This is a genomic window from Streptomyces sp. NPDC028308 (genome assembly GCF_055565855.1).
Map to the genome: position 1 here is coordinate 343,806 of NZ_JBVHTO010000010.1, position 13,406 is coordinate 357,211.

A 13,406-nucleotide genomic window follows, 5' to 3' on the forward strand; every position below is an offset into this window, starting at 1 on the left:
CCACGTCTGCGGCACATCTCCCGCCCCCTCCCCGGCCCGCGTGACATCGCTGTCGGACGACGGCCAAGAGCCCCTCGGTCATATGCCTCACGCGACAGCGTCGCACGCAAACCGTCGCGGCGCTGCGATTCGGCGCACTGGATCTCGAAATCGACGGGATCCACACCGTGCCACAACTGCCCCTGCGGTCGCGGGAGTTGACACCCGGCCGGGGCCCGGGTACCGGCGTCGGGGAGGTCAGCGCTTGGCGACGAACACGTGGGAGGCCACGTCCGCCTCCAGCTCCGCGGCCTCGCCGCCGCTGCCGACCAGGACCCCGCCGGGCGACTCCGTGACGCTCACGACCGAGCCGGGCTGCACGCCCGCGCGCCGCAGCGTGTACATCAGCTGCGCGTCCGTCTGGATGGGCTCGCCGATCCGCCGGACGACGACGGTCTTGCCGTCCGCGCCCGGGTCCAGGTCGGCCAGCGACACCATGCCGGCGTCCAGGAAGGGGTCGGCGCCGTCCTTCTCGCCCAGCTCCTCCAGGCCCGGGATCGGGTTCCCGTACGGGGACTCGGTGGGGTGGCGCAGCAGTTCCAGGACGCGGCGCTCGACCGCCTCGCTCATCACGTGCTCCCAGCGGCAGGCCTCGGCGTGCACCTGCTCCCACTCCAGACCGATCACGTCGACGAGCAGACACTCCGCGAGCCGGTGCTTGCGCATCACGCGGGTGGCGAGGCGCCGGCCCTCCTCGGTGAGCTCCAGGTGCCGGTCGCTGGCCACGGCAACCAGGCCGTCGCGCTCCATCCGCGCCACCGTCTGGCTGACCGTCGGTCCGCTCTGGTCGAGCCGCTCGGCGATCCGGGCGCGCATGGGGACCACACCTTCCTCCTCCAGCTCCAGGATGGTGCGGAGATACATCTCCGTGGTGTCGATCAGTCCGGACATACGTGCCCCTTGATTGCTCTGCCGGGAACTGGACCGCTCTCCGGCGCGTGCGCTGGCCCTGGACCCAATTCTGACGCATCGCGCTGACAACCGTGCCGCGCCCGGACAACCGCGCACCGGCCGGTGCCCCGCGCCCGCCCCGGCGCCGGGCGCGCGGGCCGTATTGACAGGGCACTGGTCCAGACCGCAACGTGATCCGCGACACGACGGGAGCGGGGTCCTGCCGGGCCTGGCGGTCACCCGGTCCCGGGCGGCCGCCGCACCGGTCGTGCCGCCACCGACGCGAATCGAAGGGGCTTCGCCGATGAGCGAGAGCAAGCTGGCCGGGCAGTTCTTCGACGCCGCCATCGGCCTGCTCCAGCGGGTCCGGGACGAGGAGGCCGACGCCGTCGCCGCGGCGGGCACGCTCGTCGCCGACACCGTCGCCGCGGGGGGCCGGCTGTTCGCCTTCGGCGCCGGGCACTCCTCGCTCGCCGCGCAGGACGTCGTCTACCGCGCGGGCGGCCTCGCCCTGATGAACCTGCTGGCGGTGCCCGGGGTCGTCGGCGTCGACGTCATGCCCGCCACGCTCGGTTCCGCGCTGGAGCGCGTCGACGGCCTCGCGAGCGCCGTCCTGGACTCAAGCCCGGCGCGCTCCGGCGACCTCCTGGTGATCGTCTCCCTGTCCGGACGCAACGCGCTCCCCGTCGAGATGGCGATGAACGCCCGCGCCCTCGGCCTCAAGGTCGTCGGCGTCACGTCGGTCGCCTACGCCTCCGAGACCAAGTCGCGGCACGTCTCGGGGACGTACCTCAAGGACCACTGCGACATCGTGCTCGACTCGAAGATCGCGGTCGGCGACGCCGAGCTGACGGTGGACGCCATCCCGGCGCCCTTCGCGCCCGCCTCGACGGTGGTCACCTCCGCGCTCCTCCAGGCGGTGATGGCGACGGCGGCCGGCGCCCTGGCCGAGCGCGGCATCGAGCCCCCGCTGCTGCGCTCGGGCAACGTCGACGGCGGCCACGAGTGGAACGGCCGCGTGCTGAGCGAGTACGGGGACCGGATCTTCTACCGGCACTGACGGAGCGGCCGCCGGACGGCTCCCAGGCGTGTCCGTGCGCGGACACGCCCTAGGGGGCGTCCAGCAGGTCCGCGAGGTCCAGGAGTGCGGCGATGCGGACGGCCACGTCCTCCGCGTATGTCGCGTCGGCGCGCTCGAACTGGCTGCGCCCGGCGCCCCGCAGGAACGTGACGACGCCCAGCGTGCGGCCCCGGCTGCGCAGCACCGCGCACAGGGCGTGGACGGCGTCCGCGGGCCACTGCCGGCCGACGGCCCAGTCGCGGGCCTTCTCCGGCGCTGCGGTCCCCGCACTGGCCCGCACCGACCCGGAGCGCTCCACGCACTGCAGCGCCGGATGGCTCTCCGCATACCGGACGGGGATGCCGGCCTTCCCGGCGGGCAGGCTCGGCCCGGGCGCCCCGGCGGGCGTCGCCGCGTCCCGCACTAGCCGCACCGGACCCTCGCCGTCGGCCACCGGGCCGCCCGCGACCCGGTCGATGAGGGCGTGGTCGGCGAACCCGGCGAGCGCGAAGTCCAGATGGACGGTGGCCGCCTCGGCCGGGTCCTCGCACTCCGCGGCGGCCCGCCCGGCCCGGTGCAGCTGGTTGGCGCGGAACCGCAGCTGGGCGGCCTCCTGTTCCGTCTGCTTGGCCTCGGTGACGTCCTGGAAGAGCCAGCCGACCCCGAGCGGGACCGGCTCCTCGGCGAGCGGCGAGGCCAGCCGCAGGAACCCGCTGCGCCAGCAGCGCCGCTTCTCGCCCTCCGCGGTGCGCACGCTCACCCACATCTCGGCGGGCGCGGGCGGGGCGCCCTCCGCGAGCACGTGCGTCAGCGCGCTCTCCAGCTCCTCGACGCCCTGGGCGAGCAGTTCGCCGAGGGGTCGGCCGAGGACGGAGGTGCGTCCGATGCCGAGGGCCCGGGCGGCGTGGGCGTTGACCACGGCGGGCCGCAGGTCGGCGTCCACGAGCACGACGCCCCAGCTGGCGTCGTCAAAGAGGGCCTCGCTCAGGGCGATGGAGCGCTCCAGGTCGATCTGGGTGTGCACCTCGCTGAAGGCGCAGTAGACGCCGGCGGGCTTGCCGTCGGGGCCGCGGACGGCCGCGGACTGCGTCCGTACGAGGACCCGGCCGCCGTCCTTGGTGACCAGGGCGAACTCGTGGACCTGACGGCCCGGGGCCTCCATCGCGGACATCAGCCGTTCCGCGACCTCCGCCGCGTCCGCGGTCCGCACGGCCCACCCGGCGAACCCGCGCCGGCCGACGGCCTCGGCCGCGGTCCAGCCGAGGATGCGCTCGGCCTCGCGGTTCCAGTGCGTGACGACGCCGTCGGCGTCGAAGGCGCACAGCGCCGCGTCCATCCCGTCCAGCAGCGCGGCAAGAAGATCCGAACCGTCGTGCTCGGGCTCCTCGGGCCCCAGCTCGTCGGTGGTCCCACTACGCCGGGAAGCACTCACCTGAACCCCCTGCAGGCTGCGTCCGCACGTACGGCGCGTCGGTTCGCTCACTCGTCATCATTCAACTGGAACGTGACTCAGCCCACACCACGTTCCCCGAAGTTCGGACGAAATCGTTGTAGGGCGAATCTCCGTCTCCGGTCCTCGGCGGCCCCGTGCCGCGCACATTCCATGGTCCCTCGCCTGCCCGCGATGCCCAACCGCAGGCGTGGCGAAAAACCGGTTGAGCCGCGCGGTGCGGGTTCCTAGGCTGGGCGCACGCTGAGAAAGGAGGTGATCCGGCAGATGTATGAAACCCGGACGAGCGAGGTGGCTGCGGGCTAGCGGCCCGCCACCCCATGCAGTTGCGGTGCCGGACCAGCGCGTGAACGCAGCGTGCAGCCGGCCGAATTTCCACGCAGTCACCCGACCCGCGGGCTCGCCGGTACGTCCGGCCGGCCTCCTCGCCAGGCGCGAGGGGACCAGAGCCCGCGGGTCGCCTGCGTGTACGGGCACGGGCGCCGCGCATCGCGGAGGGCGGACGTGACGCGCGTCACGTCCGGACCGGGCCGGGCGCAGTAGTCTGGCCCCATGGTTCCGCTCGTACGACGCCGCCACGTGGACTACGTCCGCGTCACGAGCACGGGCTGTCGACGGTCCTTCTGACCCCGGCCCCGCGTCGTCCCCCGGTTCTCCTCCCGGGACCGCGCGCCTCTCCTTCTCCTCGCCCACCCGGCACCCGCGGCCCCGCCACACCCCCGGCGGTGCCCGGGGACCCGTAGACCCCTGCGGACACTCCCATGACGAACGCCGCGACGAATCCGTCGTACCAGCAGCTCCCGATCATCGATCTCTCGGCCGCGGGCCGCGGCCCCCAGGCCCGTGCGCTGCTGCACGCGCAGCTGCACAGCGCCGCCCACGACGTGGGCTTCTTCCAGCTCGTCGGGCACGGGGTGACCGAGGCCGAGACCTCCGCCCTGCTCGGCGCCATGCGCCGGTTCTTCGCCCTCCCGGAGGCCGACCGGCTGGCCCTGGACAACGTCAACTCCCCGCACTTCCGCGGCTACACCCGCACCGGGGACGAGCGGACGGGCGGCGGCCGGGACTGGCGCGACCAGCTCGACATCGGGCCCGAGCGGCCCGCCCGCGCACCCGCGCCGGGCGAACCCGCCTACTGGTGGCTGGAGGGCCCCAACCAGTGGCCGGCCGCGCTGCCCGAACTGCGCACCGCGGCGCTCGCCTGGATCGACCGGCTCTCCTCCGTCGCGGCGCGGCTCCTGCGCGAGCTGCTGACCGCCATCGGGGCGCCAGGCGACTTCTACGAGCCGGTCTTCGGGGAGCGGGCCCATCCGCATCTGAAGCTGGTGCGCTACCCGGGCAGCGCGGGCGACGGCGCCGACCAGGGGGTGGGCGCGCACAAGGACTACGGGTTCCTGACGCTGCTGCTCCAGGACGAGGTGGGCGGGCTCCAGGTGCAGCGCGGGGACGGGCTGTTCCACGACGTGCCGCCGATCCCGGGGGCGTTCGTCGTGAACCTCGGGGAGCTGCTGGAGGTGGCGACGAACGGGTACCTGGTGGCGACGAACCACCGGGTGGTGAGCCCGCCCGGGGCCACCGAGCGGTTCTCGGTGCCGTTCTTCTACAACCCGCGGCTGGACGCGCGGGTGGAGCCGCTGCCGTTCCCGCACGCGGCCGCCGCGCCGGGCGTCACGAGCGACCCGGCCAACCCGCTCTTCGCGGAGTACGGGCGCAACGAGCTGAAGGGCAAGCTCCGGGCGCATCCGCTGGTCGCCGCCCGCCACCACGCGGAGCTGCTCGTGCCCGCGTGACGGCGGCCGGCGTACGCGGCCCGGGTCAGGACGCGATGTCCCCGTAGCCGGCGATCTCCTGGGGGCCGCGCGAGCCGGGGCCCACGTAGCGCGCCGACGGGCGGACGAGCCGGCCGGTGCGCTTCTGCTCCAGGATGTGCGCCGACCAGCCCGCGGTGCGGGCGCACGTGAACATCGAGGTGAACATGTGCGCCGGCACCTCGGCGAAGTCCAGGACGATGGCCGCCCAGAACTCGACGTTGGTGGCCAGCACCCGGTCGGGGCGGCGGGCGTGCAGCTCGGCGAGGGCGGCCTTCTCCAGGGCCTCGGCGATCTCGAAGCGGGGGGCGCCGAGTTCGCGCGCGGTGCGGCGCAGGACGCGGGCGCGGGGGTCCTCGGCGCGGTAGACGCGGTGGCCGAAGCCCATCAGGCGCTCGCCCTTGTCGAGGGCCCGCTTGACGAAGGCCTCGGCGTCGCCGGTGCGCTCGATCTCCTCGATCATGCCGAGGACGCGGGAGGGGGCGCCGCCGTGCAGCGGTCCCGACATCGCGCCCACCGCGCCGGACAGCGCCGCGGCGACGTCCGCGCCGGTGGAGGCGATGACGCGGGCGGTGAAGGTGGAGGCGTTCATGCCGTGCTCGGCGGCGGAGGTCCAGTAGGCGTCGACGGCGGCCACGTGCTTGGGGTCGGGCTCGCCGCGCCAGCGGATCATGAACCGCTCGACGACGGACTGGGCCTTGTCGATCTCGCTCTGCGGGACCATGGGCAGTCCCTGGCCGCGGGCCGACTGGGCGACGTACGACAGGGCCATCACGGCGGCGCGGGCGAGGTCGTCGCGGGCCTGTCGCTCATCGATGTCCAGGAGCGGTTTGAGGCCCCAGACCGGGGCGAGCATGGCGAGCGCGGACTGCACGTCGACGCGGATGTCGCCGGAGTGGACCGGGATCGGGAAGGGCTCGGCGGGCGGCAGTCCGGGGTTGAAGGCGCCGTCGACGAGGAGGCCCCAGACGTTCCCGAAGGAGACGTGGCCGACCAGGTCCTCGATGTCGACGCCCCGGTAGCGGAGTGCGCCGCCCTCCTTGTCCGGTTCGGCGATCTCCGTCTCGAAAGCGACGACTCCCTCAAGCCCGGGTACGAAGTCGGACATCAGGCGGCTCCTCGTGATGGGTACGGCAGACGGTGTGCGGGGTTCGGCGACCGGTGCCGGACGGTGGCGGGGCTGGTCCCGGTCCGGTTCCACGTCCGTGTACCGAAGACTCGTGCAGGACTGCCCGAAAGTCTGCGGCGGCTCGCGGTCCGAAGCGGTCACCCCGGTGATGCCCCGTGCGGTCGGCGGTCACCCAACCGGAACGGCAGCAGCACGATATCCCCGGGTGCCACCTTTGGGGAGGGTCCGCGGCACTCAGTGCCACACAGTGACGAAGCGCACCCCTCCGGGAGCGCGGGCGCATACGGCAGGATGGCCGCGTGACCGACCGCCTCCCGGATGAATCCGCCGCCGAGCCCCTCGTCCAGCGCGCGGCACGGGCCGCCGAGCCCGTCGCCGGGGAACCGGCCCCCGACCCCGCCGCGATGCGCGCGCACTACCGCGCGGAGGGCCTCGCCGAGCCGGACCTCGCGCCCCACCCGATGGACCAGTTCGCCCGCTGGTTCGGGCAGGCGGCCCAGGCCGCCGTCCAGGGCATGGTGTACGAGCCGAACGCGATGATCGTCTCCACGGCCGACGCGGAGGGCCGCCCCAGCTCGCGCACGGTGCTGCTGAAGCAGTACGACGAGCAGGGCTTCGTCTTCTACACCAACTACGACTCCCGCAAGGCGCGGGAGCTGGCCGCGAACCCGTACGTCTCGCTGCTGTTCCCCTGGCATCCGATGGCCCGCCAGGTGATCGTGCGGGGAGTGGCACGGCGCACCGGACGCGACGAGACGGCGGCCTACTTCCGCACCCGCCCGCACGGCTCCCAGCTCGGCGCCTGGGCCAGCGCGCAGTCCTCGGTGATCTCCTCACGCGAGGAACTCGACGCCTCCTACGAGGAGTTGAGCGCCCGCTATCCGGAGGGCGAGCGGGTGCCGGTGCCGCCGCACTGGGGCGGTTTCCGGGTCGCCCCGCAGTCGGTGGAGTTCTGGCAGGGCCGCGAGAACCGGCTGCACGACCGGCTCCGGTACGAGGCGGAGCCGGACGGCGGCTGGCGGGTGGAGCGGCTCAGCCCGTGACCCCGTGCGTGGCGGTCCGTGCCGTCAGCCGAGCGCCTCGTCGAGGAGCGCCCCCCACTGCGCGACGACCCGCTCGCGGCGCGCGCCGTCGTCCGTGAGCAAGTTCGCCAGGCCCAGTCCGCGGGCCATGTCGAGCAGCCCCTGGACGCTCTCGCGGACGCCGGGGCGGGACTCGTCCGCGCCCAGCAGGTCGACGGCGATGCGGTGGGTCTCGCGGCCCACGCGGCCCTCCAGCTCGGTGACGCGGGGGCGCAGCTGCTCCTCGTCGGAGGCGGCGACCCACAGGTGCAGGGCGGCGCGGAAGAGGGGGCCGGTGTAGAGGTCGACGAGGGCCGCGACGACGGCACGGCGGTCGGCGGCACCCTCCGGGAAGAGGGCGCGCAGGGCCGTGGAGCGCTCCTCGGCGACGTACTCGACGGCGGCGGTGAACAGGTCCTCGCGGGTGGGGAAGTGGTGCTGGGCCGCGCCGCGGGACACCCCGGCGCGCTCGGCGACGACGGAGACGGTGGAGCCCGCCCAGCCGCGTTCGGCGAGGCAGGCCACGGCGGCCGCCAGGAGCCGCTGCCGGGTGGCCCGGCTGCGGTCCTGCTTGGGGGCGCGGTCGACGCCGTTCGCGGTCACGGCACCCGCTTCGGGGCGCGGCCGGCGCCGGTCGTCGCGGTCACAGCACCCATGCGGGATCCCGTCGTTCCAGAAAGGCCGTCATCCCTTCGCGGGCGCCGGCGGAGGCGAACAGCCGTGCCGAGAGCGCGGTCAGCGCGGCGCTGTCCCGGTCGAAGGTCTCCAGCACCCTAGCCGTGAGCAGCCGCTTCGTCTCGGCCAGGGCCTCGGGCGACGCTCTGCGCAGGCCGTCCAGGATCGGTGCGAGGGCCTCGTCGACGTCCTGCGCGGCCTCGGTGAGCAGACCGCCGCGCGCCGCCTCGGCCGCGCCGAAGCGCTCGCCGGTGAGGTAGTGGCGGGCGGCGGCGCGCGGGTCCAGGCGGGGCAGCAGCGGCATGGAGATGACGGCTGGCGCGACCCCGATGCGCACCTCCGAGAAGGCGAAGGTCGCCTCGGGTCCGGCGACCGCGATGTCGCAGGCGCCCACCAGTCCGAGCCCGCCCGCGCGTACGTGGCCGGTGACGCGGGCGACGACGGGCCTGGGCAGCTCCACGACCTGGCGGAGCAGCGCCACGAAGGCGCCGGGGTCCGGCGGCTGCCTGAGGTCGGCGCCGGCGCTGAAGGTGTTCCCGGTGTGGGTGAGGACGACGGCCCGTACGGCGGGGTCCTCGCCGCAGGCGGTCAGGGCGTCGGCGAGGGCGGCGACCAGTGCGGCCGACAGCGCGTTGCGGTTGCCCGGCGAGTCAAGGGCGAGGGTGGCGACGCCCCGCTCGTCGGTGCGGACGACCGGCGTCACGACTCCTCCCGCGGCGCGCGCAGTTCCCGGCGCAGGATCTTGCCGGAGGCGGCCCGCGGCACGCCCTCGACGAAGGTCACCCCGCGCACCCGCTTGTAGGGGGCGACGCGCTCGGCGACGTACATCATGACCTCGCCCGCGGAGAGGTCCGGCGCGGTGGGCTGGCGCACCACGTAGGCGTGCGGGACCTCGTTGTTGTCGTCGTCGTAGACGCCGACGACGGCGGCGTCGGCTATGCCGGGGTGGGTCAGCAGCAGGGCCTCCAGTTCGGCGGGGGCGACCTGGAAGCCCTTGTACTTGATGAGCTCCTTGACGCGGTCCACGACGAACAGCCAGCCGTCGCCGTCCACGTGGCCCACGTCGCCGGTGCGCAGCCAGCCGTCCGCGTCGATCATCGCGGCGGTGGCGTCGGGCCGCCCGAGGTAGCCCTTCATCACCTGGGGGCCGCGGATGGCGATCTCGCCCGGTTCGCCGACGCCGAGGTCCTTGTCCGGGTCGTCCAGGGACAGGATCCGCATCTCGGTGCCCGCGATGAGCTTGCCGACCGTCCCAGGGGGCGGGTCCACGGCGTCCAGGGGGACGACGTGGGTGCCGGGCGACAGTTCCGTCATGCCGTAGGCCTGGCCGACCGGCGGGAGGCCGAGGCGGCGGGAGCAGGCGGCCGCGAGGGCGGCGTCCAGGGGCGCCGCGGCGGAGATGACGTAGCGCAGCGACGACAGGTCGTAGCGCGCGACCGCCGGGTGCTTGGCGAGGGCGAGGACGATCGGCGGGGCCACGTACAGGCCGGTGATGCGGTGCTCCTGGATGGCGGCGAGGAAGGTGTCGAGGTCGAAGCGGGGCAGCACGACGACGGTGGCGCCCTGCCGCAGCGGGGCGTTCATGAGGGCGGTCAGCCCGTAGATGTGGAAGAACGGCAGCACGGCGAGGATGCGGTCGCCGGGGCCCATCGGCAGGGTCGGCGCGAGCTGCGCGAGGTTGGTGGCGATGGACCGGTGGGTGAGCATCACGCCCTTGGGGACGCCGGTGGTGCCCGAGGAGTACGGGAGCGCGGCGACGTCCTCGGCGGGGTCGATGTCGATGCGCGGTTCCGGGGCGGTGGAGCCGAGCATGTCGATGAGCGAGCGGTGGCCGGGCGCGCTGTCGCAGACGAAGATCTCGCGCACGCCGCCCGCCTGTGCGGCCGCCGCGCGGGCGGTCTCCAGGAGCGGTGACACGGTGACGATCCAGCGGGCCCCGCAGTCCCGCAGCTGCTTGGCGAACTCCCCGGCCGTGGCGAGCGGATGGACGGTGGTGACCGAGGCGCCGGCGCGGGTGGCGGCGTAGAAAGCGGTCGGGAAGGCGACGGTGTTCGGGCTGTGCAGGGCCAGCACGTCGCCCTTGGTGACGCCCGCCTCGGCGAACGCGGCGGCGAGCCTGCGGTGGAGGCGGTCCACCTGCTCGTAGGTGAGGGTCGTGCCGTCCACGCCGTCGACGAGCGCGGGGGTGTCACCGCGCTCGGCCGCCCGGCCCAGCACGGCCTCGTGGATGGGGAGTTCGACGGCCGGGACGTCTGCGTACTCGCTGCGGAACACGGTTCCTCCTAGTACGACTTGGGCAGGCCCAGGGTCTGGTGGGAGACGTAGTTCAGGATCATCTCCCGGCTCACCGGCGCGATACGGGCCACGCGCGAGGCCGTGATGAGCGAGGCGAGGCCGAACTCGCGGGTGAGGCCGTTCCCGCCGAGGGTGTGCACGGCCTGGTCGACGGCCTTCACGCAGGCTTCCGCCGCCGCGTACTTGGCCATGTTGGCGGCCTCCCCGGCGCCGATGTCGTCCCCGGCGTCGTACAGGTGGGCCGCCTTCTGCATCATCAGGCGGGCCAGCTCGATGTCGATGTGGGCCTGCGCGAGCGGGTGGGCGACGGCCTGGTGGGCGCCGATGGGCTGCTTCCACACCGTGCGCTCACGGGCGTACTCGACGGCCCGGGCGAGCGCGAAGCGGCCCATGCCCAGCGCGAAGGCGGCCGTCATGACGCGTTCGGGGTTGAGCCCGGCGAACAGCTGGAGCAGCCCGGCGTCCTCGTCGCCGACCAGCGCTTCGGCGGGCAGCCGCACGTCGTCGAGGGTCAGCTCGAACTGCTTCTCCGCGCTCTGGAGTTCCATGTCGATCTGCCTGCGGCCGAAGCCCTCGGCGTCGCGCGGGACGATGAACAGGCAGGGCTTGAGGCGGCCGGTGCGGGAGTCCTCGGTGCGTCCCACGACGAGGGTGGCGTCGGCGATGTCGACGCCGGAGATGAACACCTTGCGGCCGGTCAGCAGCCAGTCGGCGCCGTCCCGGCGGGCGGTGGTGGTGATCCGGTGCGAGTTGGAACCGGCGTCGGGCTCGGTGATGCCGAACGCCATCGTGCGGGTGCCGTCCGCGAGGCCCGGGAGCCACTCCCGCTTCTGCGCGTCGGTGCCGAAGCGGGCGATCACCGTGCCGCAGATGGCGGGCGAGACGACCAGCATCAGCAACGGGCAGCCGGCCGCGCCGAGTTCCTCCAGGACGATGGAGAGTTCGGCTATGCCGCCGCCCCCGCCGCCGTACTCCTCGGGGAGGTTGACGCCGAGGTAGCCGAGTTTGCCCGCGTCGGCCCAGAGTTCGGTGGGGTGGTCGCCCTCCGCCAGGGTGCGGGTGAGGTAGGCGCGGCCGTAGCGTTTGCCGAGGGCGGCGACGGCGGAGCGCAGGGCACGGTGCTCTTCGGTTTCGAGGGTGACGCTCATGCGGTCTGTTCCTCCTGGACGACGGCGAGCAGGGTGCCGACCTCGACCTGGCGGCCGGGGGCGGCGTGCAGGGCGGTGAGCGTGCCCGAGACGGGCGCCGAGACGCGGTGTTCCATCTTCATCGCCTCCAGCCACAGCAGCGGCTGTCCGGCCTCGACGGCGGAGCCCTCGGCCAGGCCCTCGGCCACGCGGACGACGGTCCCGGGCATCGGGGCCAGCAGGGACCCGGGGGCGCGGTCCGCGACCGGGTCGGGGAAGCGGGGCAGGGCGGTGAGCACGGTGGCGCCGACGTGGATCCGGTCGCCGTAGCGGTCGACGGGGAACTTCCGCCGTACGCCGTCGATCTCCAGGACGACGAGGGCGGCGTCGGCGTGGACGACGCGCACACCCTCGGCGGTCAGGCCGTCGCGGGTGTGGTGGTAGCGGACCTCGTGCTCGGTGCCGTCCATCAGGTACCGCCTGGTCTGCGGCTGCGAGGGCAGGTTGCGCCAGCCGCCGAAGCGGGAGCGGCCGTGGGCGTCGGCGAGCGCGGCGGCGAGCGGCGCGTACGGCTCCGGGACGGCCCCGGTGAGGCCGTCCAGGTGCCGGCCGAAGAACCCGGTGTCCATACGCCCGCTGGTGAACTCGGGGTGCCGCAGGGACCGTACGAGCAGGTCCCGGTTGGTGACCGGGCCGTGCACCAGGGCCCGTTCCAGAGCGCCGGCGAGCCTGCGGACCGCCTCCGCGCGGGTGGGGGCGTGGGCGATCACCTTGGCGAGCATCGGGTCGTAGTGGACGCCGATCTCGTCGCCGTCGGTGAAGCCGGTGTCGAGCCGGACGCCGTCCGGGACGGCGAGGCGGTGCAGGGTGCCGGTCTGCGGGGCCCAGTCGCGGGCCGGGTCCTCGGCGTAGAGGCGGGCCTCGACGGCGTGGCCGCGCGCGGCGGGCGGCTCGGGTTCCAGGGCGGCGCCCTCGGCGACCTGGATCTGCAGGGCCACCAGGTCGACGCCGAACACCGCCTCGGTGACGGGGTGTTCGACCTGGAGGCGGGTGTTCATCTCCAGGAAGTGCGCCCGGCCGTCCGCGACCAGGAACTCGACCGTGCCGGCGCCGGTGTAGTCGACCGCGCGGGCCGCGTGCACCGCCGACCCGTGCAGTTCCGCGACGAGTTCGGGGGCGAGCCCGGGGGCGGGCGCCTCCTCGACGACCTTCTGGTGGCGCCGCTGGAGGGAGCAGTCCCGGGTGCCCAGCGCCCACACCGTGCCGTGCGTGTCGGCGAGGATCTGCACCTCGACGTGCCGGCCGCCCTCCAGGTACGGCTCCACGAACACCTCGCCGTCCCCGAACGCGCTCAGGGCCTCGGCGCGCGCGGCCGTCAACTCGGCCTCCAAGGCGGCGAGTTCGCGGACGACGCGCATACCGCGTCCGCCGCCGCCCGCCGCCGCCTTGACGAGCACCGGCAGGTCGTCCCCGGTGACGCGCTCCAGGGGCTCCAGCCCCATCAGCTTCTTGGCGCGCGTCTTGGACGCCATCGCCTCGATCGCCTCGGGCGGCGGGCCGATCCACACCAGGCCCGCGCCGGTCACCGCCCGCGCGAAGTCCGCGTTCTCGGACAGGAAGCCGTACCCGGGGTGCACGGCGTCCGCCCCGGCGTCCAGGGCGGCCTTCACGATCAGGTCGCCGCGCAGGTACGTGTCCGCCGGCGCCGCGCCCGGCAGCCGTACCGCCGCGTCCGCCTCGCGTACGTGCAGGGCGTTCGCGTCGGCGTCGGAGTGCACCGCGACGGTCCGGATGCCCAGCTCCCGGCAGGTGCGGAAGACACGGCAGGCGATCTCGCCGCGGTTGGCGACGAGGACTGAAGTGATCACTCG

General features: G+C 74.2%; 11 protein-coding genes. 3 read left to right on the plus strand and 8 right to left on the minus strand.

The genetic code is table 11. The features are described from left to right. Nucleotides 1-237: 237 nt before the first annotated feature. A complete protein-coding gene (locus ACZ4VA_RS24590; RefSeq protein WP_355779356.1) occupies nucleotides 238-930 on the minus strand; it encodes a metal-dependent transcriptional regulator in 693 nt (230 codons plus the stop codon). A 304-nt stretch (nucleotides 931-1,234) separates the two neighbouring features. Between ACZ4VA_RS24590 and ACZ4VA_RS24595 the strand changes: the two genes are divergently transcribed. After that, a complete protein-coding gene (locus ACZ4VA_RS24595; RefSeq protein ID WP_355779359.1) occupies nucleotides 1,235-1,990 on the plus strand; it encodes an SIS domain-containing protein in 756 nt (251 codons plus the stop codon). A 49-nt stretch (nucleotides 1,991-2,039) separates the two neighbouring features. On the opposite strand, the gene ACZ4VA_RS24600 is transcribed toward ACZ4VA_RS24595, so the two are convergent. After that, the gene (locus ACZ4VA_RS24600) at nucleotides 2,040-3,422 is read right to left on the minus strand and encodes a PAS domain-containing protein (RefSeq protein ID WP_355779362.1); all 1,383 of its coding nucleotides are present in this window, start codon (nucleotides 3,420-3,422) and stop codon (nucleotides 2,040-2,042) included. A gap of 779 nt (nucleotides 3,423-4,201) precedes the next feature. On the opposite strand from ACZ4VA_RS24600, the gene ACZ4VA_RS24605 reads away from it, so the two are divergent. Beyond that, on the plus strand, nucleotides 4,202-5,230 hold the full coding sequence (locus ACZ4VA_RS24605; protein WP_356174264.1) for an isopenicillin N synthase family dioxygenase: 1,029 nt from the start codon (nucleotides 4,202-4,204) through the stop codon (nucleotides 5,228-5,230). A gap of 25 nt (nucleotides 5,231-5,255) precedes the next feature. On the opposite strand, the gene ACZ4VA_RS24610 is transcribed toward ACZ4VA_RS24605, so the two are convergent. After that, nucleotides 5,256-6,356 (minus strand): citrate synthase 2, encoded by a 1,101-nt coding sequence (locus ACZ4VA_RS24610; RefSeq protein ID WP_356174267.1) that lies wholly within the window; start codon nucleotides 6,354-6,356, stop codon nucleotides 5,256-5,258. A 425-nt stretch (nucleotides 6,357-6,781) separates the two neighbouring features. Here ACZ4VA_RS24610 and pdxH point away from each other — a divergent pair, with 425 nt between their 5' ends. Then, entirely contained in the window at nucleotides 6,782-7,420 is a 639-nt protein-coding gene (pdxH, locus tag ACZ4VA_RS24615; RefSeq protein ID WP_355781283.1) for a pyridoxamine 5'-phosphate oxidase, read from the plus strand. A 24-nt stretch (nucleotides 7,421-7,444) separates the two neighbouring features. Here the strand turns inward: pdxH and ACZ4VA_RS24620 are convergent, their stop codons facing one another. From ACZ4VA_RS24620 to ACZ4VA_RS24640, 5 genes are read right to left on the minus strand one after another with little or no spacing between them, the layout of a single operon-like run. After that, a complete protein-coding gene (locus ACZ4VA_RS24620) occupies nucleotides 7,445-8,041 on the minus strand; it encodes a TetR/AcrR family transcriptional regulator (RefSeq protein WP_452921329.1) in 597 nt (198 codons plus the stop codon). Nucleotides 8,042-8,081: 40 nt separating this feature from the next. After that, entirely contained in the window at nucleotides 8,082-8,816 is a 735-nt protein-coding gene (locus ACZ4VA_RS24625) for an enoyl-CoA hydratase family protein (RefSeq protein ID WP_389390864.1), read from the minus strand. Further along, nucleotides 8,813-10,387 carry a 4-coumarate--CoA ligase family protein gene (locus ACZ4VA_RS24630; RefSeq protein WP_468082521.1) on the minus strand — a complete coding sequence of 525 codons (1,575 nt, stop codon included), beginning with the start codon at nucleotides 10,385-10,387 and terminating at the stop codon, nucleotides 8,813-8,815. Before ACZ4VA_RS24630 ends, ACZ4VA_RS24625 begins: the two co-directional genes overlap by 4 nt. 8 nt (nucleotides 10,388-10,395) lie before the next feature. After that, nucleotides 10,396-11,556, minus strand: a complete 1,161-nt coding sequence (locus tag ACZ4VA_RS24635) for an acyl-CoA dehydrogenase family protein (RefSeq protein WP_468082522.1) — start codon at nucleotides 11,554-11,556, stop codon at nucleotides 10,396-10,398. Further along, nucleotides 11,553-13,403: an acetyl/propionyl/methylcrotonyl-CoA carboxylase subunit alpha gene (locus ACZ4VA_RS24640; protein WP_468082523.1), complete on the minus strand. Its 1,851-nt coding sequence runs from the start codon at nucleotides 13,401-13,403 to the stop codon at nucleotides 11,553-11,555. Before ACZ4VA_RS24640 ends, ACZ4VA_RS24635 begins: the two co-directional genes overlap by 4 nt. Nucleotides 13,404-13,406: the final 3 nt, after the last annotated feature.

Coding starts and splice junctions, on each gene's coding strand:
- ACZ4VA_RS24590 (WP_355779356.1), bottom strand. CDS start 930: ATGTCCGGACTGATCGACACCACGGAGATGTATCTCCGCACCATCCTG.
- ACZ4VA_RS24595 (WP_355779359.1), top strand. CDS start 1,235: ATGAGCGAGAGCAAGCTGGCCGGGCAGTTCTTCGACGCCGCCATCGGC.
- ACZ4VA_RS24605 (WP_356174264.1), top strand. CDS start 4,202: ATGACGAACGCCGCGACGAATCCGTCGTACCAGCAGCTCCCGATCATC.
- ACZ4VA_RS24610 (WP_356174267.1), bottom strand. CDS start 6,356: ATGTCCGACTTCGTACCCGGGCTTGAGGGAGTCGTCGCTTTCGAGACG.
- pdxH (WP_355781283.1), top strand. CDS start 6,782: ATGCGCGCGCACTACCGCGCGGAGGGCCTCGCCGAGCCGGACCTCGCG.
- ACZ4VA_RS24635 (WP_468082522.1), bottom strand. CDS start 11,556: ATGAGCGTCACCCTCGAAACCGAAGAGCACCGTGCCCTGCGCTCCGCC.